The organism is Natrinema sp. DC36 (assembly GCF_020405225.1).
In the GTDB taxonomy this organism is placed as follows: domain Archaea; phylum Halobacteriota; class Halobacteria; order Halobacteriales; family Natrialbaceae; genus Natrinema.
The window spans coordinates 615,702-635,745 of record NZ_CP084472.1 but is presented as its reverse complement, the minus strand read 5'-3'; the positions used below and the strand labels follow the sequence as shown (position 1 = coordinate 635,745).

The following is a 20,044-nucleotide window of genomic DNA, read 5'->3' as shown; positions in this document are numbered from 1 at the left end:
TACATTTATTCTTCCCCCGCAATGTCACTCAACATGGCAAAGTCAAACCGAGAGAGATACGAGAAATACAGAGATAGAATCCAGTCGTTAGAACAAGACGGTGTCATGTCCTCAGAGGACTGTGAAGCCATACTCGAGTTTCTCGATTCTGCCGATCCAGAAAGTGCGTTAATCAATGGTGATTCCATGTCTGATGGTACATTAGCAAGGTACGCATATACACTAAAACGTATCCCTGAGCTATCTGACTTTAATTTGAGTGATGCATCGGAGTACAAAATAAACAAGATCATGGATGATATACGACGTGGGAATGTCGATGGTGTGAAAGAGGGCGGTCTCACATCTGGATCGGTGCGGAACCACCAGTCCACAATACGGAAGTTCTACAAATACCATGATGATTTTAACGTCGATCCTGAAGAGATCATGCTCTTCGAACCGAATGATAGCTCCGTTGACGAGAGGGATATCCTCACCCGAGACGAATTCAATGCGATACGGAAAGCCGCACAACACCCTCGAGACAAAGCGTTAGTCGAATTGTTGGGATATACGGGACAGCGAATAGCAGCCATTCTCAACCTCCGACTTAAGGACATGAAACCCGAAGATGGAGTGTTTTATCTCAATACAAGTGATGGTGACATGAAGGGGGCTGAGGGGGCCAGATCATTGCTCTTGGCGGAGCACTCTGTAAGAAAGTGGAAGAATAATCACCCGTGTACTGACGACCCAGAAGCTCACTTTATTTGTAAAAAGAATGTCGATCAGAACAATGGTCAGGACTTAGGGGACAAGATGGACCATTCATCCATATACAGATTGCTTCAAAATATTGGTGAGAGAGCGGGGGTGGACAAACCTACCAACCCCCATAACTTCAGACACACGTTTGTTACGTGGGCGAAGAGAGATAAAGGAATGGACAATGATACGATTAAGCATATCATTGGTCATGACCCCGATTCCACCGTCATGGAGACAACATACGCCCATCTCACTGACGAGGATATGATGAAAAATGCTGAGCAGGCTGTAGGACTAATCGAAGAAGAGGACGATAGTCCGTTTGTTCCAGACAACTGTCCAGCGTGTCAGAAACCACTGGAAGGATCAGAACAATTCTGTCCAGACTGTGGGTCAAAAGTAGATATCGATGCGGATAAGGACGATATTGAGGAAAAATTAGACCAGTTCAGCGAAGACGAACTAATGGAGTTTATTCAAGAGAGGATGATGGGCAACTAACTCCTATGACACCGTAGGAGCGTGGCAACGAGATCCGATCTTTCATTCCCGTTTTCGGCATATATTTCCAATGCCAACTCGTTCTCTTGAATGAACGTCTCTAATTCTTCAAATTTTCCACTCATTTTACTTTCTGTGGTGGGGCGCAGAGATCTCGAACAGCCTCGACAGTGTAGTGGTCGGTCAGTTGGAACAACAACTCATCGAGAGAGTTGATCCGTTCCACACGGATGCTACTGTCGTCTACATCCTGATTGTACGGGCGGTCTCGCAGTGCGATAACTCGCTCTGGATCATTGGCAATGCGCTCTGCGAGGGCGGGTTTGTCGTCCACATACACGTCATAGTCCAATTCGTCCTTTTCCTCCGATGGGGCCAGGAAATTGTCGTACTCGACAGTGTAGTAGTCCAACCACGCCTTCACTTGCTCATCGACTTCGACGGGTGAGTACCCGTACTCACTCTCGAACGAATCGGCCAATTCGCCCGTGAGATTGTGGCGATGGGTGACGATATCGACAGTGTGTCCGTAGTCCCGAAGCCCGCTCGTCACCTCACGGAATGTTGCCCCACTCTCCATTGGTGGGATTTCTTCATGGTGGTTGTGCCAGAGGTTCTGTGAGACATGCATAAACTCCTTGTAATCGTCTTCAGTGGGGAAACCCCACTCCTGCATCATCTCTTCAGTAACTTGCTCACTGCGGGCACAGACGGCTTTGTGAGTGTTCGACAGCACGCCCTCCACGTCGAGACTGATTCGGACCATTTCAGTTGAAGTAGTCCGCTGCCTCTTCTCGAGTGGCGAAACAGTGAATTCCTCGAGTACATGCACGCCACGTCTGTGTATCCAGCGTTCCATCTGGTTCAACGAATCTCCCACGACGGTAAGTGAAGGAATGGTCGTGGATAGATCGGTCTTCAGTTTCTTTTTCAACCACTGGACCATCGTGTTTGTGGTAGAATTCACGGACATAGGCTTTGCTAACCCGCTTTTTCGAGTCTGTGGTATGGACGACCGTCTCACCAGCGGGGATCACCAGTTCGATAATATAAAACTGGCCTTTCTTCCAGACAACTCGAGGTTCGTCCAGTTCTTCAACCTTACAACTCTCGTCTTCGAGGTTGTCAAACTCGCCTGCCTCGAGTGCCGCTTTAAGCGACTCAACTGCGTCTTGCTCCCTCTCTCGCTGCGAATCGCGCATCCGCCGCAGCGTGCTCTTTCGTCGTTCTGCTCGACTAAGTTCCTGTTCCGTCTCTTCAAGTTCGTCTTTCAATTCAGCGACCGTCGAACTACGTGCAAGTCCTAACATTGTTGTAATCTTATAGCCAAAATTTTTTATCTGCTTACTCCGCTGCTACCGCTTCTGACGGAGAGTCAGCGGAGTCTCCGTCAACTTCTGAGTCCGATTCAGTCTCAGAATCTGCTTCCGCTTCAGACTCGGGGTCTTCAGCGTCGTCTTCGGTTTCAGTTTCCTCATCCCCAGTACTCCCATCCCCATCCGTATCGTCTTCCGACGTATTCGATTCGTCCGTTTCGGTGGAAGTGGATTCGGTCTCGGTGGATTCGTTCGATTCTCCATTTCCCTCATCCGAGTCAGATTCTCCATTTCCCTCTTCAACACTCCCGATGTCACCACGGATCTGGGAAACGGCGTGTTCGCCGAACCCATCAACGTCGAGAAGGTCTTCGTCAGCGGCGTTGTAGAGATCCTCAGCGGTCTCGAAGCCGTTCTCAACGAGGGTTTCTGCTCGAGTAGGACCGATTCCAGTGATAGTTTCGATATCCTCAATCTCGAGGATAGCGTCTGGAACGGGACTGTCTTCTTCCGCCCCATCGTCTTCAGTCGCCTCTTCTGCTTGACAGTCGTTTTCTGGCGGCGAACTGAACGTAACTTCGGTCTCGCCGTCCCCATCAACGTCACCCTCGACAGTACCGCCCTTACGGTAGAATCGGGCTGCGGCTGCGATTAGTGCAATTCCACCAACGACTACTCCCCCGCCAATGATTGATGCGTTTTCGATCATGTTAGCTTTCCTCTTCTTCGCTGTTTGGCGTGTTGACGACGACCTGACCGAACGAATCGATGTCTGCGTCCGCGGTCATTCCCTCGATGTTGGCGACGTGGTCGAACGTCACTTCAGCCGCATCAACACCGTTTGCCTCCGCAACGAAGGCCGCGAGCGGACTGTCAGCCTCATCGAGCCCGTCGTCTGGAATGGTAAATTCGCGTTGCGTCGTCCCGTAGATCTCACCGTCGTGGTAGAGAGTAGCGGGGAAAACGATGGTCTCCTCACCCATCTGATCGGGTTGTGGTTCTCGGTACACCGCCGAAAGCGCAAGCGTGGATTCACGCTTGTTGAGGATGTCTGCGAGTTGTTCGAGTCCGCTCTGTGTCTCCGTTCCACCGATACCGAATAGCGCCTTGAGGCCGTTTGCAATTCTTCCCATCTACACTTCTATATACGGGAGATACATACAAAAAGGTTGCGATGTACTTTCCGTTTAGTTACCAAGTGGTTTCTAAGACACAATCTCTAATTTTGTCTGAGAAGTAAGAGGCGCTTAGCGCCGAATGCTACCACATCATTGTGGCGTCTACTTCCGTCTCCCGCTCGTCAAGGATGTCCAAGATTCGAAAATACTGCTCAAGGGTGATCTGATCGGCCATGAACATCTCGGTAAGCGTGAACATGGTCATCATGATCTGCGACATCTCGAAGAATTCAGCCCGATCTTCCTCGAGATCTTCTTGCATATCGTCGTTGATATTGTCGTCGTTCAATTCAGCCAGTTCGCTATACGTCTTATCGCCATACTGCTCGAGGTATTCACTCTCGTTCATATGCTGTATTCGGCGTCTGGGATGATGATATTCGACGGAACGATACTTGCCGTTTTTAGAAACTCGTCGTGCTCTTCGATGTGCTCGAGGGTGTCAATCACGATTTGGGGGAGCGGATCGATATCATCAATGTGCCCCGCCCGATCGCCGTTAGAATCGTAGAATTTGATCTGGTCCACGACACCGTCGTAAACCTTCACCTCATCGAAGTAAACCACCATGTCCGTTCGACGGTCTTTGAAACAGTAGTGGTGTCCAGTTGATACAGGCATACACGTCGTAAGACGGAAGTTGGGCGTTTTGATCTCGCTCATTCTAATTCCATTGCCTCCATCTCAGCGACCAACATCGTCGCCTGTTTCTTACTGAAGCCAGCCTCCATGAATTCTTCGTAGAGCGTGTAACATGCCTGGGCGAGCGACGGTGCTGATTCTTCCAGAACTTCAGCTACCATCTCCATCTGTTCGACAGATTCCTGTTTAATCTCCTCTTCGGCGTGCATCATGCTGTTGCCTCCGTTTGGATACCACTTTCTTCGGCTCGAGGGGTGGGGGTTGAGTCTTCAGAACCCTCCTCTTCTCCATCGAGGTCGAGATGTTCGGTCGCTTTGGACAGACGACGGGCCAACTTCTTTCGAAGCCACCACGACCGTAGCGACTCATCCTCTCGAAGCGTTCGGAGGGCGCTGATAATTGTCGCCCACTCACCCACTTCAGCCGAGAACGTCCCATCCTCGTTGTCGATGATATCAACGTTCGAAAGGTCGTCCGCTTCATCCTCCAGTTCGATCTCTCGAAGATTCTCAATGGCTTGCGGAACAAACTCATCGAGTTGATTCTCCTCATTAGAACGAAGTCTAATTGGTATTCGAGTCACGTCTATTGATAGGTACTCTGGCTACAAAAACGTTACCATCTGGTAAGTACGTGGGGATAGAGAAAGCTTGTTGGTTTAATTCAAAGGGAGTGTGAATGGCACTCCCGCACTCCGAATCCCCGTTGTCGCGGGACTACGAAGCCATGTACGCTCCTCGAAAGGAGCACGTGGGTGTTGCTACTCGAGTATTATAATGTTTTCTAAAAAAGTGGAATCAGCATAGTGTAGAGGCTTCAACCACGTGAAAAGTACGCCACGATCATCACCCCGCGATATATGATTGGATCCTATCTCACTTCTGGTACAGTTTGGTTCCCACACCCACGTCCGTTAGTCGAGGGCGTTCTCTGTCTCACGTCCCTTAATACGGAGGACTATCTGAAGTTTCACCTTCAGGATCGTCGCATCCGCCAGGGCCATGATTTGATCCGCCATACTGTTGTGAGCTACTACCTCCCTACAGCGTTAGCAGACATGGTCATGTGGGCTTCAAGCCGAAACTGTCAAACGGCTCATACTCTTGCTCAGATGAACAGTAGGATGTCAGCCTTCTCCATTCACAGTTAGCATGTGTTCCGTGTGTGTTGACACAATCCGACTATGTAAGTCTCAGAGCCCTTCAGTGAGGGATCATTGTCTTACACGGCGGTAACAACCACGTCCGTGGGGGCTGCTCGAGGCGACCAGAGGATTACAAAGAATCATGGATTTACGCATCGACCTTGCCCCACTTTCGTGGCGTGAGCGATACTTAGTACACGCTGCCCAAAGGCGCGAGTGGGAGATGGTGGGAGTTGCACCCACACCCTTTTTGAGTTCTCTATTATGCTTGCAAGCTCGTTCTCCCGAATGGAAAGAGTGGGATTCGAACCCACGTTTGTGGTTAGATTCTCCAACGAATTTTATCCGTTGACCGCTCGCTTTTTCAGACGAGTCGGGACCACCGTGCTGCCACTACACTATCTCCCCAAATTGATCCGTGCTAACCTCGTATGGTGTCGAGGCCCCCGCGACTGGCACGAATCTGGTGCGGGTTTGGGTCAGTGCTTTGCCCATCTATACATAGGGACTGTGTATACTAAAAGGTTTCTATCTGGTCGTAATTTGGTAACTGGAGTGGTGTGGGGTTTAACCACATCTACGTACACATTCCTGTAACCACACAGTATTGAGAGGTAGAGCCACCCCGCGAAGTAACGGAGCCTGATCCCTTTCCAGGGACCAGAACAGTGAAGCCATTCCCGTTACAGTGATTCGTCCAATGCGTTGGAACGCCGCTTTCACGGCAATAATCTCTACGACATCTGGTAATAAAAGTCTTGTGAATTACTACGGATGTTCGATATCGTCTGGGGATATATTGAACAGAACTTCATCCGTGTCGATATTACGAACTTCAATTGTATTCCCATCCCCGTTGGTGCATGGTCCAACGAGTGCGCGTGGTCGTCCAGCCTTTACGATTGTAGCAACATAGATTTGCGAAAAACCGATATCGATTTCGTCGGTATCACTCACATCCCAGAGACCTTGAATCTCATCATGATCGATTGTCACCACATCGTCCTTCTCGAGATCGTCAACACCGTTGATCGTACCAGTATCCATGTTATCTACCGAATCGTTAATCTGCTCTTCTTTCCACTCCTCTATCTCCTCGTCAGTGCTGTTCCAACTGATATCAGCACTGTTCTTTGCGGCTGGACACGTGGATAGATTATTGCACGATCTCCGACCGTATTCATTAACCACGTTATCTCGTCCACAAACGTTGCACGTCTCGTCAGTCTCGTGTTTTTCGACAGTGTTCATTGTTTATCCCCATCGTATCGTTCACTTACTGCTAACTCTGCTACAATGTTTCCATCAGCATCGTATACCACAGGTTCCTTTTTCTCACGGATCAACCGTTTTGCCGCACTCGACAAGTATTCCTCACGTTCTCGAGTGCCGTGCATTCGACATGCCACCTCCTTGAAGCCGATATCCAGCGGCTTAAAGAAGATGCTACCATCGTGGGTTTCAGTTCTACTGCTGTGACTTGTGAAATAAACCTCGTACACATCATGTTCATCGGGCAGACGTGGGGCGTGATATTTTATTTTTGTCATTAGTATAGCATCTCCTCTTCAACGAATCGAAAGAACGATTCGTAGTGGTCAATCAAGACACTATCTCGCTCGAAATACTCGTGCCCACCAGTGGACCCGAGATCTGCTTTCATCCCAACAATTTCTTCGCTCTCCTCATCCCGCTCAACCGCGACGTATTCAACCCCACTTGGGTACATGAAGCCATTCTCATCAAGTACATCGAGACTGATGTGAACTGTTTCATTGTACGTTTCGAACGGGTATCCACTCCGCTGTCGAATGATGTCAAATTCCACTACGTCGTTCTTTGCACCAAACCGATAACCACTGACATTACATTCGAATAGGTTTACTACTGTCATCGTGAACCAACTCGAGGAAATGCGTCTTCGAGCGTTTCATGTGGGTCTTTAACGGGAATGCGCCAACCCTCACGACTCGCAGTCATGTCCGCAATGTGTACCATCTGCTCGAGGTGGGTAGTCGGATTATCTCCCTTCCCCCACGGACCCATGTGACTCTCGACAGCGTCAACGACCTTGTCTGGCAAATCGAAGTTTGCCTCGAGCCACTCTGCTGCGATAACATCATGGTTGTTAACCGTCCCATCGACGGACGTAGGCGGCTCACCATACTTCAGGATATCATGGATGATACACGCCGCTCGCCCGCATTCCACGTCTTCATCGGACATGAAACCCTGATTCACCATCGATTGATACAGTCCGTCGAACGCGGTACACACCCGCTTGGTATGCAGCCAGAGTCCGTGACGAGACTGGTGCTCAACTTGATGGTGGTTGCTCGCCGCTGGAGCCGTCCAGAAGTAATTTGGTGCTTCAGTAAGGACGTTGACCACCTCGTCGGCGAGGTCAGAATCTGATGGGGAGTCGGTGGAGTCCCCATCAATTTCCGAGTGCGGATTACACTCGGAACCGTCAATGTCCTCGATCTCTGGAAATCGTCGTAATACCTCTTCACGATCCAGTTCAGTTTCTCCCATCTACTACGTTAGTAGGTGGTAAGTAAGTAAAAGGTTTTCGGTGTGGGTTCGGTAAGTAAAACGCAGCGGACCCACAAATCAACGGTCAACTTGTTGACCGTAGGGGTAACTATTTGGTTCTACTCAGATGGGTGTCGAATAACTCGGTAGTTATCTTCAACCTCAATTCCTTTGAGGAATAAACGCCCTTCCAACGCATCAAGCGTGTGAGCCACCGAATCTGGGTGCCACCACACCACAGCCACACCACCAGTGTGCGCTTTCACTTCGGCGTAGAGATCTCCTTGACACGGGGTGGCAAATTTGATAATCGTTCCAATTTCAAACGGCCACATGTTGTTTTCTTCAGTCATGCTCGTCGGATCAGCGAAGTTAGCATACTCGAGTAGCCAGTCAGATCCTTGCCTGCGTCTTCGGTACTCTCGTTCTCCACGTCTGGTTCGTCCTTGAGGAAGAGGAGGTTGTACGCCCGTACGAGTTTGTCGAGAAGGCGCGTAATCACGTCGTCAGCGTTTTCTTCGAACGTGGAAGTCTTCTGGGGCGTGTCCGCAAGAATAACCGCTTCAAACGGCTCCACGTCGTCATCACTGCGTTTAGACTCAGACCACCCATCGGGGTAGAGATAAACGATCTGCGGTCCATCTTCATCGGCCATGACCCGTTTGAGAACACCCACCTTCTCCCAGGAATTACCGTAATCCCCCATCTTGTTCGTGACCGTATCGGCGGTCTCTTCAAGGACGTGGGCTGCCTCTGGACGGTCGTCGGTCTGTTCTAACACGACCGTAACATTATCGGGACCGAAATCCAACACCCCCTCCTCCTCGAGTTTGTCCATACCCGATGAACTAATATATCGTGAATTAATCTCATAATTTCCAGCACCCATTTTGGAAAAACTATACCCACCTTTTTTAACTACTTCACTTTCTTTTACTCGTTCCAGTTCGGACTCACTAAACTCAACTGTGTTACTCATTCTTCAATTTCTCCTTCATTTTGATCGAGAGTAAGTAGGGGACTGTCGCTACGATCAGCGTCACGGTCTTCACGAACCGAGTCGCTGTCTTCAATCTGTTGACGTATCTCATCGGTTTTGTCTGTATCGTCTCCCATGTCTACATGGTAAGTAAGAGGTACGTAAGTAAAAAGGTTGCGGAATCAAACATCAATTCCACAATTCACAGACCATCAGTTGATGGTCTGAGACTATCGGGCTACTGGAACGACCGATCGACTTGGTCGTGTCGATACCACTCGGCGTCTACGTTCGTTCCTGGCTGTACGGGATTGCTGATGATGTCTGGTGTGTTACTGTTCATGAGAAAGTTCGATCGACATTTTCGGGCTCATACCCCTCCGCATCGACGTTGTCACCAACGTCAACCCCCATCTCCTCCATCTCCTCTGGGAACATTTCCTCCATGAAGGCTTGCATGTCTTCAGCCTCGTTGTACGCTTCCATCAGTTCAATGCGCTCCTCGAACGCACTCTCAACGTCGAGATCGTTTTCATGGACGAATGCACCAATAGCGAGGATTACGTCGATAACGTCCTCCTCAAGTCCCTCTTTCCGCTCCTCGTCTTCGAACGGCTGATCCATACCTTCGGCCAACTCAACATTGGTCTGGGTGCCAAGGATGTCAGCCGCCCGCTGAACGATGAGGCGAGCGCCATGATCGGGCATTTCACCGTCGAATTCCTCTCGATTGTTTTCGACGGTAATCTCCGCCACATCCATGATCTTTGCAAAGGTCAGTGGGTCGTCTTCGTTGTCTCCCATCTATCTGTTAGTAAGTGGTAAGTACGTAAAAAGTTGTTGGTGTGTATCTATTCTGCGGGCTCTGGCGGTGCTTCTTGCGGTGGCTCTTGCGGGAGATCGATCACACCCGCGTTCGAGAGGACAGTGAGCGCCACACCGAGAGGAAGGTGAAACTCCACGTCATACAGTTCGCTCACAGCCGACTCGTTTCCACACATCACCTCACCCACTACATATGGATCTTGATTCTCAATATCTCCCTCTCGAGCGATAGCTAACGCTTGTTCGGGTGGTAGGTCTGAAACGTCGATAGAAACAGTTGCGTCTGGGCTGCTCATTACGGTATCGTCGTTCACCACGTCACTGACAAAACCTTTCGTCATCAACGTATACTACGAACTGGAATAAGAAAAAGGTTGCTATTTGGTTTCTACTTGGTAACTAAATAGTAGCTTCGACGGGGGTTCGACTCGATTCAATAATGTTATCTTCGTGGAATTCTTCAGGCCATTTATATTTGAACCCAGGAGGTATACCGTACTCATCTTCAAGCATATATTCTAACAACTCATATGATTCTTCTATATTCCAAACTGCATCACATATCACACCTCCGTCCCTTCGCTCACCAACTCCCCATCTATTCGGTCGTGGTAGCCCTACGTCTTCAAAATACCCCCCGACCTTTTCCTCACTATCTACTTCGTTGGAAAGAGATATTTTAATATAATCATTGCTATCGTGATCCACATAACACCCATCACCTACATACCAATGTTTTAATACAGTTGGTGTTAATTCAATGCCTTCAGACCACACCTTTTTACCACTGTCATACCATGATGCGAATTCGTTGAGATGGGGTGTATTGGACACCCCCCAATAATAACAATCATGATAGTTTTTCGAATCGGCGTTCGGGCGAAAATCATATTTGCGATTCAATTTAGCCCCCTCTTCCGCCGTTCTATACAGTGATACTCCAGTTCCAAGAATCTCAAACTCACTATCAAGAAACTCGAGATACTCCTTAGTAATCATCCTAACGTGTAGTCGGGGCGATTTACCATCCTCCCTACCCACACAACCGTCACCCATGACAAGTCCTGTAATTATTTCATACTGTCGTTGGGTTAAAGGAGGGTGTTGACATTCGGATTTGGACCAATGTTTTGAAATCGATTTGTATCTTTCACCACATGAATGACATTCATCCCACGACTGAGGTTTGTGTGAGGGAAATGATGTATGATAATGTTGATATAAACTCGCGTACTCATTCCCACATGTGACACAAACATCTCCCATACCAACAAATAATAGTCGTGGATATAAAAAGGTTACTAACTGGTAACTACACCACAACAACGCTTTATTCGATGTCGTGGACGACGAGATACATGCCTTCACCCTCGGGCTCGTCGTGCGATTCGAACACCTCCTCAGATCGTAGTTTCTTGATCGCGTTCTCGACGTTGCTCTGTGCCTGCCCACTCGAGATATCGCCCCACAGTGGACTGTCTGGGTCGAGCGGGCTATCGTCCTTATCACCACTCTGGTACGGTCGCTCCGCACGAACGTAAGGGAGACCACGATCGTCGGTATATTTCTCAACGGGGCTCGCACCAAGCATGTGAGACGTGGCGAGACCACCGTCAGCGTCTTCATCGAGATACTGCGGTTCAACTCTGCAATCATCCAGTGTCTCTCTAAGGGCGTCAGCGACAGCGTGCTCGGCTTCAGAAAACTCCACGTCGTCACCATCGCCTCCATCGGGACCGCGTCCCTGCGGGTCAGTGGAGTCGCTGGCGCGACTGCCAGCGGATACCCCACCTCCGAACGCTGAGAGACCATCCTCATTGCTCTCATCGGTCTCTGACTCGTCGTCACCATCGTCGCTCTGGATCATCGAGTTGTTACTGTCCAGAAGGTCTTCAGTCGTCTCAGTTGCCAGTTCCTTCTTGAACATCGATATCGTATCCGAGATAGGCTGGTCTCGAATCGGATCGGTGACGTGCTCGAACAGTTCGGCGTACTGTCCGATATTGGGGTGTCCGAACGTGCTCCCGCCAAGGAATTCGAACATGTGCGCCCCGTTCGGCCCATCTCCCTTGTGAATCTCGATGAGATAGTCCTCCTCCATTTGATTGAGAACACCATTGTTGGTGGTCGCATTATGGAGTTGGGACTTAGAAATCGCCGTGATGTCGGCGTGCTCATCGATGTACTTTGCGATATCCTTCAGCGTGGCCTGGACACCACCGTTTGGTCCCGTTCCGCCAACCCCGTTATGTGGGTCAGTGAGCGCCTCGATTACAGCGAACTTCTTTTCATCCATCCCGTGAGTGAGATTGAGGAGCAGATCTCGATACGAAATGACGTTCCCGATGTCTTGCGGCTCCGCAACGATGTGGTCTACACCGTTAATCTCCATCAACTCACGGTTGTGATAATTCAGTCGAGCGTGAGCCCGAATGTGGTTTGCAATCGCCTTCGCCCCACGCTTGCTGTCGGTTTTATTGTAATTGAGGATTGGGTCGAGGACCTTGAATGCAGCCCACCCATACGAGTCGATCGTTGGATGGTCGTTCACAGGCCACTCGATATCCTCGTCATACGGGATTGCAACGGGGTAGGAGTAGGTCTTTGGATCATCTTCCCATAGCGGGTCGAGCGGTCGAGGAATGCTCGCAATGTGGTTCTGAATTGCGTTCTTCCCCTCTTCGAAGTTGAAGTTGTATTCGAACTCCCGTTCGCCCGCCTCGACCTTTTGGTAATCGAACATCATCTTGGCGACGGCCCGATTGATGTCCTTGTCTGCCTCGACACGCACGGTCATTTGGCGAGTGCGCAACTCCCGAGGGATTTCGGCGTTATTCTCGTCAGCGAAAAGGAAAACGGTGGGCATTGCCTGCTTTTCGATCTCGTCCGCCCCACGTCCATCCTCACCTTCGTCAACGTTACGTGTGTGGCTAAACCCAACACCACGCTCGTCAGCGTCGTCGCCCGCACTCGACTTGACCATTTCCAACATCTTCCCTTGCATCTGCTGAAATTCAGCAAAGGCACCGATGTAGACCCCGTCCCACATACCACCCGAGTCAACAAGACCCATGTCAGACGTAGAACCAGTCCGCAGAAGCCAATGGTTCGGATAACCCTTGTCAACGTTCTGCTTCAGTTCTGTTTTCCCCTCACCGCTCTTTCCTCGAACGATGATCTGAAGATACTCATCTGGGTTTCGTGAAAGTCCACTCGCGTAGGCTGCGTTGAGTGCAAGGAACTGACCCTCGTTACCGACCATATCACTCCGAATCGCATCGACCAAATTCTCTGCGAAGTTATCTGCGACACTATAATCGGGCTCCGTCTCGTCACTTACTTCAATTTCGAAATCCATGTTTAAATATACTGACCGCTTTCATTTCTCTCACGATCCTGTTCAGAATGGTGGCGTCGGTGCTCACTCACACCCTTCACATCAATATTGTCTGGCCTATTGTCCCACCTAATTCCATTTTTGTGGTGAATGTCGGAACTTGTCACCTCGTCAAAGCCATGCTCTGAAACCGCGAGAAGACGGTGTACATATACACGAAGCACATCGTCTGATGTGTCCGCCCTCCACCACTCATAGCCTTGCTCACTGGTTTCAAAGGTGGCTGGACGAAGAGCCGCATACTCCTCCATACTTCTACCCTCAATGCCATGTCTCCGCCTCCAATGTCCAATCAGAGTGCGTGAAACGTCATATTTCTCGGCAATCTCACGGTCAGACATTCCACACCCCACATATAATCTCTGAAGTACCGATTTTTTCTGGTACTGCTTACCGTCCATTCTCACCAGATAATAGGCGCTGCTGCAATAAAAAGGTTCCTATCTGGTAAGTACTAAGCAATTACTGAGATCGGAGGGCGACTTTATACCCGTCGTACGTCGGCACGTCAGTCGGTTGCAACGTCTCGAGGATGTCGCCTTCATCAGTAAGTTCGAAACTAATTGGTCCAGTTTCTTGTACCATTTCATCACCTTCGTAAAAATAGACCCACAGATCCTTATTTTTCGGTTCTTCTTCGGGCTTGACGTACACTTTGACGTTCAAAGCATTACCTCTCCCAAGGGTACTATCTACGATTGGTGGACCTTCATGATCGTTGTGAACACCAAGGTTCTCTGCTACATCTGGCTCTTGTTTCTCGACATCTTTTTCGTCGTCACCTTCGTCCCCAGATGCTGAACAACCACTCAATGCTACTGCGATACATGTAACGAATGTTCTACGTCGCATGGCTACTGGTACGTAGAACTGAATGAAAAGACTTGTGACGCTTACTGTTCTCGAGCCCGAACAATAGCGGCCTGGATCTGGATGAGGAGCGCGGCTGTATCGGCTAACTCATCTTCAATCCGATCGAGATCATCTTCATATGGATCGAATTCGAACGAAGGTGGGTCGTCTACTGGATTACCATCCTCATCCTCGTAGATATTTTCGTGGACATCTCGAATATTAAAACCCAATCGTTCTATTTCCTTCAGCCCCGCCTTAAGTCCAAATTCACTGGGTTGAAGGTGAGGATCGGCCTCTTCAACCACCTCCGCAAGTTCCTCTTGCGTGGCGAGAAGCATGGTTCCAACGTCCTGAAGTCCCCACTTTGCCACGTTCGACGTGCTTTTCTCAAGCCACTGTCGAACGGCCTCATCAACTCGACGGTCGTAAATGAATTGATCGTGTTCGTTCATAGATACTGCGCGATGTGTTGGCTGCTGAGTCCGTCTGGGAACGGGTCTTCGGTGTACGGTTCGTACTCGAACCCGTCTGCAACGAAGTTACAAACCGAATTAACCTTGTTCTCGAACAGATCCTTCTCGAAATTGTTCGGAATGATATAGTCGTAATAATCGTCGTCCGTGAAGAATTTGATACAGTTCCACTCCCATAGTTCTCGCTGCTTCCGCTCATGGAACGTCGTATAGGAGTAGTCACCCTCACGTTCCTCAAGACGATCGTAACGGATGTCTGGAAGCGTCCAGATACTCACGGCAGTAACGTTCGTGAACCGCTCTCGAAACGCTTCAGCCTCTTCTGGCGACCGCACACCCGCCACGCACATGTTCTTCGAACGCGGAATCCCGCCTTGAGACAGAGACGTACAAAGTCCTCGAGCGAAGTGGTCTGCGCCTTCTTCAGCCTTCTTCTGTGCGGCCCACTCGCCAAGGGAATTATCATCCGTCTCGCCACCCGTCTCGGCTTCATACGCATACCGAACGTAGTCCGAAAACTCGTGTGACGTACCGTCGAGGGTCTCTGCTGCTACCTCAGCGGCGTACGTCTTCCCCGTTCCAGGCAGACCGATAAAGAGGAACACGTTCGCATCGATCTTGCTTGGTTCCCCATTGACCGTTTGAATCTGCTCGATCTCGACACTTGTCTCATCTTGGCTCTGTTGAACATTCATGGTAGTTTGCTCGAAATTTCGTAATTCGTACGCGCCTTCAAAACCCGAAGACTGTGTAGTGCCACCCACGTGTTCGGGTTATTGGTCCCTTTAACCCGAATGCCGAGTTTTCCATCGTGGTGAACCACTTCGAAATCGTCTATCGTTTCCATCCGATGGTAAGTAAGTGGTACGCAAATAAAAAGCTTCCTATCTATTCTATAGGAGTGAGGAATTTGATACGAACCATCTGCTTTCGTACCCACTCCCCGTCGATACTCGGATTGATCGTGTAATATTCCAGTTCCACTTCCTCAGCATCGTCTGGAACGTCGATCTCTTCACCGACCTCGGCCTCAATTAGATTTAGGGTGTATTTTGTCATTGTCCGATAACTGCATTTTTCGAACGGTGATTGGTTTTTCCACAGTGTTGACACTGGTGGTTGTGGTGATACCGCTTACATCGACATGACTGACAGTACAACGATCCGTGCTGCTCAACCTCGCTCATACTGCTGTATTCACCCCCTTACCGTTCGGACGAACGTCCGATTCGGTAATTCGGACATCGCCAGATGGATGAAGATCGCCCCCACTCTCCGTCAGCAGCGGCGAATCGCAGTTGTGTTCACTCGGTACGACCGTTCGCTGGCAAGTTGGACAATAGGCTTTATTCATGTTTCTGAGTGTACGAATTCGTCATACGTTTCGAGTTGTTCGGCAGACAGTTGACCGCCAGTCGGCCAATACGACCCAATGACGAGCGGTATTTCGTTGTTCTGTCGATCAGGCCACCATTCGCTAACCGTATACGGGTACCCATCGACCCACTCCTCGGCTGCATCTTCCAACATCTCTCGCTCGGTTTGGGTGAGGTTGCCCTTCGGAACAATGTGGATGCTCTGGTTATGAGCGTCCACTCGCTCGACAAGATCGTGGTTCTCTTTCTGAATTTCTAACGCTAACTCGAGTGCGCCGATCTGGAGTTTGTGGTCCGAATCGTTCATTCGGCGTCACCTCCCGCAATATCCACATCTTTAAACGTCTCTTCATGTCCGTCTTTAAACTCACAGTATAGCGATTCTCCAGGCTCGTCTGGATCATCAAGAACTTCGAAGTACTTGATGTTTGAGATAGGTTCGTAGCCTTGACTATAGGCGTGTTTAATGGTTAGTTCCATTATTCTTCAACCCCGTTGGGAGTGTAAATCGCTGTAATGTCGTTATACTCAGCAACTACACGCCCGTGAGTGGCGTCTGGATCGATCTCATCGATCTCCCCTTCCCCATCCCTCATTGCTTGTTCGATCTCCATGACGGCGCTCTCAACCGTCTCAAAATCCTCGTGGTCTTCGTTCCGCGAGAACCAGTCATTCACGCATTTAGCGAACGTGAACGTGTCGTCTCCAATACCGAGGGTTCGCATGTCCATGCGAATGTGTTGCGTCTCTGGGCACTGTGCGCCTTCCTCATAGAACGTCTCATCGTGACGAGAACTGGTCTGTGAGCCCAGAATTTCGACGTGGTCACACTGTTGGCGAAAAATGGCTGCACCATCTTCGAAGACTGGATCATCTTCGTCCAATGGTCTCCATTCGTGGGTATGGCTTCGTCCCATACCACTACCAAGTACCTACCACACTATAAAACTTTCCATACCAAACAATAACCGAAAAGAGACGTTATACTACGCTATGCAAACAGACCGTCAGACCCGCTACAACCGTCTGCTGTCACACCATCTTCCTCGCTTTCCGTGACGACATCGTTAATGGCGTCGTAGATGGGATTCGATTCCATGATGAGAGTGGCGCAATCATCATCCCGATGATACTGCTTGATCCAGTAATCCCCGTCAGAATCCTCATATACTTCGATAGGATTGTCTTCCCAAATCAGCGTGGCGGGATATCCGCGCAGTTCGGTTTCGTACTCTGGTTCAGTTTCCTCGACAGTAATCTCACGACCCTGTCGATAATACGTCCCCTCTTCTTCAGGAACCTCGATATCCTCTTCCGCATCGAATTCGGCAAGTACGTCTGCAAACTCACCGTTGGTTAGCGGGAGAATCGCATCCTCGGAACAGTGGCTCTTCGAAATCCAGTAATCCCCATCTTCATCCAGATAGATATCGACCCCTCCTCTGGTGGAGACCTTTGCAGCGTCGTAGCCCCCACCACCGAGTTCGTACTGGTAGTCGAGTTCAACCGTCACGTCATAGTCTTCGATACTGTGCTCGCCGTCTTCTGCTGGAATAGTTAGCGTCATTGTTGTGTTAGTTGAGTTTTTCGTACGCCCGACCGATGTTGAACATGCCGTACTCCTCGTCATCGTTGCTGAATGCCATTACCGCGCTGTCGAGTTGGCGTTGAGCGTCGTTCTTGTCTTCTTCGTTCATGGGTTGGGCTTCTCCGTATGTACATACGTGGTAAGTAAATAAAAAGGTTATGGTAACAACCCAACCCCAGTCCAATTAATACCCGTCAGGCCACTTGTATTCAAACCCAGGTAACGGGTCCCCCATATACTCAAACAACTCTCGAGTGGCGTCAGCCGACCAGACTACTTTAAATGCGTTCTCCGACTCATGGTAATAATTTGGTTCTGGTAAGCTTACATCTCTAAAGTAAGATGATATTTTGTCCACGTTTTTTCTCTCATTGTAACATGCGATGGAAACCCTAAACGCAGTGTTGGTATTATCAAAAGTCCCGTCCCCAACAAACCAGTGTTTCAGCGTTGTTGGTGTCAGATCAACACTATCAGGCCAAACCTTCTCACCACTATCATACCAGCCCGCAAATTTATCTAAATGTGGGTGTCGGCGGGTGGTTAGTACATAGAATGTCCCATTCCCATATCCTCCCCCATCATCCAGATCTCTCACTCGAATGTTAGTTGAAACGTTCCCCAACATCCCATCTACATAATTAACATATTCTTTTTCTTTAGAACCCACCCCAAAAGATGGGTTGCTACCGCTATGGTCAATCCATCCATCCCCCATCAAACATCCTGTAAAGAAATCATCTAAATGAGAAATGTCTGGATATGGACATGAAGACATGGCCCAGTGTTGACCAAGGTTCTCATAATCCGAGCTACAAAAATCGCATTTCATAAACTATACTAATAGAAACGGTATCTTCCTATAAGTCCCCAGTGTTCAGATGATCGGTGTTTGAATACACGACAGTTCGAATCGCGTCCACGTCGGGAGTTACGGAGAACTGTTCGGCGTTGAGTCCGACGAGCCCCTCGAGATCGGTCTTTCCATCCGCGCCCTCGAAGATATCATCGTCTGGATCAGCGTCCGTACGGCCAGCGATCTGCTCCGATATCATCTGACCGAACTGCTGCTCGTCTTCAGTGGGATGGTCAACACCGCTGTCGTCTGACTCATCCTCGTCGTCACCCATACTCACGTCGAACGAGGCACCAGACGTGTCAGTGTCGTTACCTTCATCACCACCGTCGATCTTCGGCTGCCAACCATCACCGTGGTACAGTTCGTAGACTTCGGTCGGATCATCTACGTCGAATTCTTCACAGATGATATCATCGATCTCTGGTTCGTAATGAAGGTCGATGTCGGTGGCGCTCTCGTAGTCGTCACCTTCGAAATCGTTGTAGGCGGTCGTCGCTTCCAACATCCGACCACCGTTATACCGATCGATTCCGATGAATACCGATTCTCCCTCGAGATCTTTCTGGAGAATAAGCGGACGAACAACACGCGGTGGACGACCGAGACCACCGTTCGACGCATCACGAGCGAGTTTCGAGCGGTCGGTACTATCGACGTTGTAGTTCTCCGTATCTCGGTCGAACCAACCGAGTGGGTGTTGAAGAACGCCTTTGACCAGATATCCGTCGTCCTTGTAACGAGCGGATGGGAGGCCGTTAATATCCAGCGCTCGAAGGATGAACTGACCTGCCATTCCCCCGTACCAAACCATCACTTCATCGTGGTCGAACGATTCAACTTCGGTGGATTGGAACGAACCCCCACCAACATCGATACCCGTCGTCTTTGTTTCACCGTCGAATTCTACCGTTTGAACCTCCACATCACGGTCGTTCTTATCGGCAATCTTGTAATCAACGGGGAGACGATAATCACGGAACTGGTCGTTCTCAGTATCCAGTTCGTTACCTTCACCGAGTGCAGCGTCGATTCGAACTACCGCATCGCCAATATCGACCTCGTCTACCTCGACACCGTTCACGTAGTCACCATCGTCCGCGAATGCAACCTTGAGATCGGCGTTGAATTCCGCAGCCGAATCGTGATAATCGCCTGGAATGTCTCGCTGCTTCCAGACAGAACCTTTCGGAACGGTCGGGTTTTTGAAAACAACACCAATACCAGTTCCAGTATCCTCGGTGTTGCTGTCAATCGTCGCGCTCGTGACGATATCCACAATCTCATCTCCCACAACGATCGAGTGGGGGTGCTGAGTGACCTGGGGATACGTCGTGTACCCGTCGTCGTCCGCGTTATTGTCTTCGTTGCTCATGCTTTGAACCTCATTGGGCACTTCACACTCATTAGTAGGTGGTATATATTAAAAAGCCTTTCGGTACGCATCTGGTAAGTAACACGCAACTGTGTGAGGCCAAAACATTCATTATCCTGTTGGGCTGTGGTAGGGACGTGGAATATTGCAACGTATGTCAATCGGGAAGAAAGGAAGACGAATTGAAAGAAAACTATCGTGGAATGCTCGAATGTCCAGACTGCGGAACGGAACTAAAAAAGAACAGTGCTCAC

The 20,044-nt window shown here is 49.6% G+C and carries 32 protein-coding genes and 1 tRNA gene; 1 reads left to right on the top strand and 32 read right to left on the bottom strand.

All coding sequences use genetic code 11. The annotated features are described in order from the left end of the window. Nucleotides 1-33: 33 nt before the first annotated feature. The gene (locus LDH74_RS03455) at nucleotides 34-1,251 is read left to right on the top strand and encodes a tyrosine-type recombinase/integrase (RefSeq protein WP_226041245.1); all 1,218 of its coding nucleotides are present in this window, start codon (nucleotides 34-36) and stop codon (nucleotides 1,249-1,251) included. Between the two features lie 121 nt (nucleotides 1,252-1,372). Here LDH74_RS03455 and LDH74_RS03450 read toward each other — a convergent pair whose 3' ends face one another. The 32 genes from LDH74_RS03450 to LDH74_RS03300 all read right to left on the bottom strand — a co-directional run bounded on the left by LDH74_RS03450 (nucleotide 1,373) and on the right by LDH74_RS03300 (nucleotide 19,790). Continuing rightward, a complete protein-coding gene (locus tag LDH74_RS03450) occupies nucleotides 1,373-2,110 on the bottom strand; it encodes a hypothetical protein (RefSeq protein ID WP_226041244.1) in 738 nt (245 codons plus the stop codon). After that, a complete protein-coding gene (locus tag LDH74_RS03445) occupies nucleotides 2,019-2,561 on the bottom strand; it encodes a DUF5758 domain-containing protein (protein ID WP_226041243.1) in 543 nt (180 codons plus the stop codon). The genes LDH74_RS03450 and LDH74_RS03445 overlap by 92 nt, the downstream gene beginning before the upstream one ends. Nucleotides 2,562-2,595: 34 nt before the next feature. Further along, complete coding sequence (locus tag LDH74_RS03440) at nucleotides 2,596-3,276, bottom strand: helix-hairpin-helix domain-containing protein (protein ID WP_226041242.1); 681 nt, start codon at nucleotides 3,274-3,276, stop codon at nucleotides 2,596-2,598. 1 nt (nucleotide 3,277) lies between these two features. Further along, on the bottom strand, nucleotides 3,278-3,700 hold the full coding sequence (locus LDH74_RS03435) for a hypothetical protein (RefSeq protein WP_226041241.1): 423 nt from the start codon (nucleotides 3,698-3,700) through the stop codon (nucleotides 3,278-3,280). 127 nt (nucleotides 3,701-3,827) lie between these two features. After that, a complete protein-coding gene (locus LDH74_RS03430; RefSeq protein ID WP_226041240.1) occupies nucleotides 3,828-4,094 on the bottom strand; it encodes a hypothetical protein in 267 nt (88 codons plus the stop codon). Continuing rightward, the gene (locus LDH74_RS03425) at nucleotides 4,091-4,408 is read right to left on the bottom strand and encodes a hypothetical protein (RefSeq protein WP_226041239.1); all 318 of its coding nucleotides are present in this window, start codon (nucleotides 4,406-4,408) and stop codon (nucleotides 4,091-4,093) included. The genes LDH74_RS03430 and LDH74_RS03425 overlap by 4 nt, the downstream gene beginning before the upstream one ends. Next, complete coding sequence (locus LDH74_RS03420; protein WP_226041238.1) at nucleotides 4,405-4,599, bottom strand: hypothetical protein; 195 nt, start codon at nucleotides 4,597-4,599, stop codon at nucleotides 4,405-4,407. The genes LDH74_RS03425 and LDH74_RS03420 overlap by 4 nt, the downstream gene beginning before the upstream one ends. Then, nucleotides 4,596-4,970, bottom strand: coding sequence for a hypothetical protein (locus LDH74_RS03415; RefSeq protein WP_226041237.1), 375 nt, complete (start codon nucleotides 4,968-4,970; stop codon nucleotides 4,596-4,598). Before LDH74_RS03415 ends, LDH74_RS03420 begins: the two co-directional genes overlap by 4 nt. A gap of 850 nt (nucleotides 4,971-5,820) precedes the next feature. Then, a tRNA-OTHER gene (locus tag LDH74_RS03410) sits at nucleotides 5,821-5,939 on the bottom strand. Nucleotides 5,940-6,299: 360 nt separating this feature from the next. Then, nucleotides 6,300-6,782, bottom strand: coding sequence for a hypothetical protein (locus LDH74_RS03405; RefSeq protein ID WP_226041236.1), 483 nt, complete (start codon nucleotides 6,780-6,782; stop codon nucleotides 6,300-6,302). Then, the gene (locus LDH74_RS03400; protein ID WP_226041235.1) at nucleotides 6,779-7,081 is read right to left on the bottom strand and encodes a hypothetical protein; all 303 of its coding nucleotides are present in this window, start codon (nucleotides 7,079-7,081) and stop codon (nucleotides 6,779-6,781) included. The genes LDH74_RS03405 and LDH74_RS03400 overlap by 4 nt, the downstream gene beginning before the upstream one ends. Further along, a complete protein-coding gene (locus LDH74_RS03395) occupies nucleotides 7,081-7,425 on the bottom strand; it encodes a hypothetical protein (protein WP_226041234.1) in 345 nt (114 codons plus the stop codon). Before LDH74_RS03395 ends, LDH74_RS03400 begins: the two co-directional genes overlap by 1 nt. Next, nucleotides 7,422-8,066 carry an HD domain-containing protein gene (locus tag LDH74_RS03390; RefSeq protein ID WP_226041233.1) on the bottom strand — a complete coding sequence of 215 codons (645 nt, stop codon included), beginning with the start codon at nucleotides 8,064-8,066 and terminating at the stop codon, nucleotides 7,422-7,424. Before LDH74_RS03390 ends, LDH74_RS03395 begins: the two co-directional genes overlap by 4 nt. A gap of 119 nt (nucleotides 8,067-8,185) precedes the next feature. Then, entirely contained in the window at nucleotides 8,186-8,419 is a 234-nt protein-coding gene (locus LDH74_RS03385; RefSeq protein WP_226041232.1) for a hypothetical protein, read from the bottom strand. Further along, complete coding sequence (locus LDH74_RS03380; RefSeq protein ID WP_226041231.1) at nucleotides 8,416-9,045, bottom strand: hypothetical protein; 630 nt, start codon at nucleotides 9,043-9,045, stop codon at nucleotides 8,416-8,418. The genes LDH74_RS03385 and LDH74_RS03380 overlap by 4 nt, the downstream gene beginning before the upstream one ends. Then, nucleotides 9,042-9,182, bottom strand: coding sequence for a hypothetical protein (locus LDH74_RS03375; protein ID WP_226041230.1), 141 nt, complete (start codon nucleotides 9,180-9,182; stop codon nucleotides 9,042-9,044). The genes LDH74_RS03380 and LDH74_RS03375 overlap by 4 nt, the downstream gene beginning before the upstream one ends. 202 nt (nucleotides 9,183-9,384) lie before the next feature. Beyond that, on the bottom strand, nucleotides 9,385-9,849 hold the full coding sequence (locus tag LDH74_RS03370; RefSeq protein ID WP_226041229.1) for a hypothetical protein: 465 nt from the start codon (nucleotides 9,847-9,849) through the stop codon (nucleotides 9,385-9,387). A 47-nt stretch (nucleotides 9,850-9,896) separates the two neighbouring features. Next, nucleotides 9,897-10,184 carry a hypothetical protein gene (locus LDH74_RS03365; protein WP_226041228.1) on the bottom strand — a complete coding sequence of 96 codons (288 nt, stop codon included), beginning with the start codon at nucleotides 10,182-10,184 and terminating at the stop codon, nucleotides 9,897-9,899. Between the two features lie 85 nt (nucleotides 10,185-10,269). Further along, nucleotides 10,270-11,136 carry a hypothetical protein gene (locus tag LDH74_RS03360; RefSeq protein ID WP_226041227.1) on the bottom strand — a complete coding sequence of 289 codons (867 nt, stop codon included), beginning with the start codon at nucleotides 11,134-11,136 and terminating at the stop codon, nucleotides 10,270-10,272. Nucleotides 11,137-11,200: 64 nt separating this feature from the next. Continuing rightward, nucleotides 11,201-13,228 (bottom strand): hypothetical protein, encoded by a 2,028-nt coding sequence (locus LDH74_RS03355; RefSeq protein WP_226041226.1) that lies wholly within the window; start codon nucleotides 13,226-13,228, stop codon nucleotides 11,201-11,203. Nucleotides 13,229-13,230: 2 nt separating this feature from the next. Continuing rightward, a complete protein-coding gene (locus LDH74_RS03350) occupies nucleotides 13,231-13,668 on the bottom strand; it encodes an HNH endonuclease (protein ID WP_226041225.1) in 438 nt (145 codons plus the stop codon). Between the two features lie 61 nt (nucleotides 13,669-13,729). Beyond that, complete coding sequence (locus LDH74_RS03345; RefSeq protein ID WP_226041224.1) at nucleotides 13,730-14,119, bottom strand: hypothetical protein; 390 nt, start codon at nucleotides 14,117-14,119, stop codon at nucleotides 13,730-13,732. A 41-nt stretch (nucleotides 14,120-14,160) separates the two neighbouring features. Beyond that, nucleotides 14,161-14,574, bottom strand: coding sequence for a hypothetical protein (locus LDH74_RS03340; RefSeq protein ID WP_226041223.1), 414 nt, complete (start codon nucleotides 14,572-14,574; stop codon nucleotides 14,161-14,163). Then, nucleotides 14,571-15,359: an AAA family ATPase gene (locus LDH74_RS03335; RefSeq protein WP_226041222.1), complete on the bottom strand. Its 789-nt coding sequence runs from the start codon at nucleotides 15,357-15,359 to the stop codon at nucleotides 14,571-14,573. Before LDH74_RS03335 ends, LDH74_RS03340 begins: the two co-directional genes overlap by 4 nt. Before the next feature lie 124 nt (nucleotides 15,360-15,483). Next, complete coding sequence (locus LDH74_RS03330) at nucleotides 15,484-15,654, bottom strand: hypothetical protein (protein WP_226041221.1); 171 nt, start codon at nucleotides 15,652-15,654, stop codon at nucleotides 15,484-15,486. A gap of 291 nt (nucleotides 15,655-15,945) precedes the next feature. Continuing rightward, the gene (locus tag LDH74_RS03325) at nucleotides 15,946-16,278 is read right to left on the bottom strand and encodes a hypothetical protein (protein ID WP_226041220.1); all 333 of its coding nucleotides are present in this window, start codon (nucleotides 16,276-16,278) and stop codon (nucleotides 15,946-15,948) included. Continuing rightward, a complete protein-coding gene (locus tag LDH74_RS03320; protein ID WP_226041219.1) occupies nucleotides 16,275-16,451 on the bottom strand; it encodes a hypothetical protein in 177 nt (58 codons plus the stop codon). The genes LDH74_RS03325 and LDH74_RS03320 overlap by 4 nt, the downstream gene beginning before the upstream one ends. Further along, complete coding sequence (locus LDH74_RS03315) at nucleotides 16,451-16,888, bottom strand: hypothetical protein (RefSeq protein WP_226041218.1); 438 nt, start codon at nucleotides 16,886-16,888, stop codon at nucleotides 16,451-16,453. The genes LDH74_RS03320 and LDH74_RS03315 overlap by 1 nt, the downstream gene beginning before the upstream one ends. Nucleotides 16,889-16,962: 74 nt before the next feature. Continuing rightward, nucleotides 16,963-17,538, bottom strand: a complete 576-nt coding sequence (locus tag LDH74_RS03310) for a hypothetical protein (protein ID WP_226041217.1) — start codon at nucleotides 17,536-17,538, stop codon at nucleotides 16,963-16,965. Nucleotides 17,539-17,545: 7 nt separating this feature from the next. Beyond that, entirely contained in the window at nucleotides 17,546-17,668 is a 123-nt protein-coding gene (locus LDH74_RS26415; protein ID WP_255680920.1) for a hypothetical protein, read from the bottom strand. Nucleotides 17,669-17,743: 75 nt separating this feature from the next. After that, the gene (locus LDH74_RS03305) at nucleotides 17,744-18,337 is read right to left on the bottom strand and encodes a hypothetical protein (protein ID WP_255680919.1); all 594 of its coding nucleotides are present in this window, start codon (nucleotides 18,335-18,337) and stop codon (nucleotides 17,744-17,746) included. An 82-nt stretch (nucleotides 18,338-18,419) separates the two neighbouring features. Then, the gene (locus tag LDH74_RS03300) at nucleotides 18,420-19,790 is read right to left on the bottom strand and encodes a hypothetical protein (RefSeq protein ID WP_226041215.1); all 1,371 of its coding nucleotides are present in this window, start codon (nucleotides 19,788-19,790) and stop codon (nucleotides 18,420-18,422) included. Between the last annotated feature and the right edge of the window lie 254 nt (nucleotides 19,791-20,044).

Excerpts from the sequence above, each read along its gene's own strand:
- LDH74_RS03455 (WP_226041245.1), top strand. The coding sequence starts at position 34 with ATGGCAAAGTCAAACCGAGAGAGATACGAGAAATACAGAGATAGAATC.
- LDH74_RS03450 (WP_226041244.1), bottom strand. The coding sequence starts at position 2,110 with ATGGAACGCTGGATACACAGACGTGGCGTGCATGTACTCGAGGAATTC.
- LDH74_RS03445 (WP_226041243.1), bottom strand. The coding sequence starts at position 2,561 with ATGTTAGGACTTGCACGTAGTTCGACGGTCGCTGAATTGAAAGACGAA.
- LDH74_RS03440 (WP_226041242.1), bottom strand. The coding sequence starts at position 3,276 with ATGATCGAAAACGCATCAATCATTGGCGGGGGAGTAGTCGTTGGTGGA.
- LDH74_RS03435 (WP_226041241.1), bottom strand. The coding sequence starts at position 3,700 with ATGGGAAGAATTGCAAACGGCCTCAAGGCGCTATTCGGTATCGGTGGA.
- LDH74_RS03430 (WP_226041240.1), bottom strand. The coding sequence starts at position 4,094 with ATGAACGAGAGTGAATACCTCGAGCAGTATGGCGATAAGACGTATAGC.
- LDH74_RS03425 (WP_226041239.1), bottom strand. The coding sequence starts at position 4,408 with ATGAGCGAGATCAAAACGCCCAACTTCCGTCTTACGACGTGTATGCCT.
- LDH74_RS03420 (WP_226041238.1), bottom strand. The coding sequence starts at position 4,599 with ATGATGCACGCCGAAGAGGAGATTAAACAGGAATCTGTCGAACAGATG.
- LDH74_RS03405 (WP_226041236.1), bottom strand. The coding sequence starts at position 6,782 with ATGAACACTGTCGAAAAACACGAGACTGACGAGACGTGCAACGTTTGT.
- LDH74_RS03400 (WP_226041235.1), bottom strand. The coding sequence starts at position 7,081 with ATGACAAAAATAAAATATCACGCCCCACGTCTGCCCGATGAACATGAT.
- LDH74_RS03395 (WP_226041234.1), bottom strand. The coding sequence starts at position 7,425 with ATGACAGTAGTAAACCTATTCGAATGTAATGTCAGTGGTTATCGGTTT.
- LDH74_RS03390 (WP_226041233.1), bottom strand. The coding sequence starts at position 8,066 with ATGGGAGAAACTGAACTGGATCGTGAAGAGGTATTACGACGATTTCCA.
- LDH74_RS03385 (WP_226041232.1), bottom strand. The coding sequence starts at position 8,419 with ATGACTGAAGAAAACAACATGTGGCCGTTTGAAATTGGAACGATTATC.
- LDH74_RS03380 (WP_226041231.1), bottom strand. The coding sequence starts at position 9,045 with ATGAGTAACACAGTTGAGTTTAGTGAGTCCGAACTGGAACGAGTAAAA.
- LDH74_RS03375 (WP_226041230.1), bottom strand. The coding sequence starts at position 9,182 with ATGGGAGACGATACAGACAAAACCGATGAGATACGTCAACAGATTGAA.
- LDH74_RS03370 (WP_226041229.1), bottom strand. The coding sequence starts at position 9,849 with ATGGGAGACAACGAAGACGACCCACTGACCTTTGCAAAGATCATGGAT.
- LDH74_RS03360 (WP_226041227.1), bottom strand. The coding sequence starts at position 11,136 with ATGGGAGATGTTTGTGTCACATGTGGGAATGAGTACGCGAGTTTATAT.
- LDH74_RS03355 (WP_226041226.1), bottom strand. The coding sequence starts at position 13,228 with ATGGATTTCGAAATTGAAGTAAGTGACGAGACGGAGCCCGATTATAGT.
- LDH74_RS03350 (WP_226041225.1), bottom strand. The coding sequence starts at position 13,668 with ATGGACGGTAAGCAGTACCAGAAAAAATCGGTACTTCAGAGATTATAT.
- LDH74_RS03345 (WP_226041224.1), bottom strand. The coding sequence starts at position 14,119 with ATGCGACGTAGAACATTCGTTACATGTATCGCAGTAGCATTGAGTGGT.
- LDH74_RS03340 (WP_226041223.1), bottom strand. The coding sequence starts at position 14,574 with ATGAACGAACACGATCAATTCATTTACGACCGTCGAGTTGATGAGGCC.
- LDH74_RS03330 (WP_226041221.1), bottom strand. The coding sequence starts at position 15,654 with ATGACAAAATACACCCTAAATCTAATTGAGGCCGAGGTCGGTGAAGAG.
- LDH74_RS03325 (WP_226041220.1), bottom strand. The coding sequence starts at position 16,278 with ATGAACGATTCGGACCACAAACTCCAGATCGGCGCACTCGAGTTAGCG.
- LDH74_RS03320 (WP_226041219.1), bottom strand. The coding sequence starts at position 16,451 with ATGGAACTAACCATTAAACACGCCTATAGTCAAGGCTACGAACCTATC.
- LDH74_RS03315 (WP_226041218.1), bottom strand. The coding sequence starts at position 16,888 with ATGGGACGAAGCCATACCCACGAATGGAGACCATTGGACGAAGATGAT.
- LDH74_RS03310 (WP_226041217.1), bottom strand. The coding sequence starts at position 17,538 with ATGACGCTAACTATTCCAGCAGAAGACGGCGAGCACAGTATCGAAGAC.
- LDH74_RS26415 (WP_255680920.1), bottom strand. The coding sequence starts at position 17,668 with ATGAACGAAGAAGACAAGAACGACGCTCAACGCCAACTCGACAGCGCG.
- LDH74_RS03305 (WP_255680919.1), bottom strand. The coding sequence starts at position 18,337 with ATGTCTTCATGTCCATATCCAGACATTTCTCATTTAGATGATTTCTTT.
- LDH74_RS03300 (WP_226041215.1), bottom strand. The coding sequence starts at position 19,790 with ATGAGCAACGAAGACAATAACGCGGACGACGACGGGTACACGACGTAT.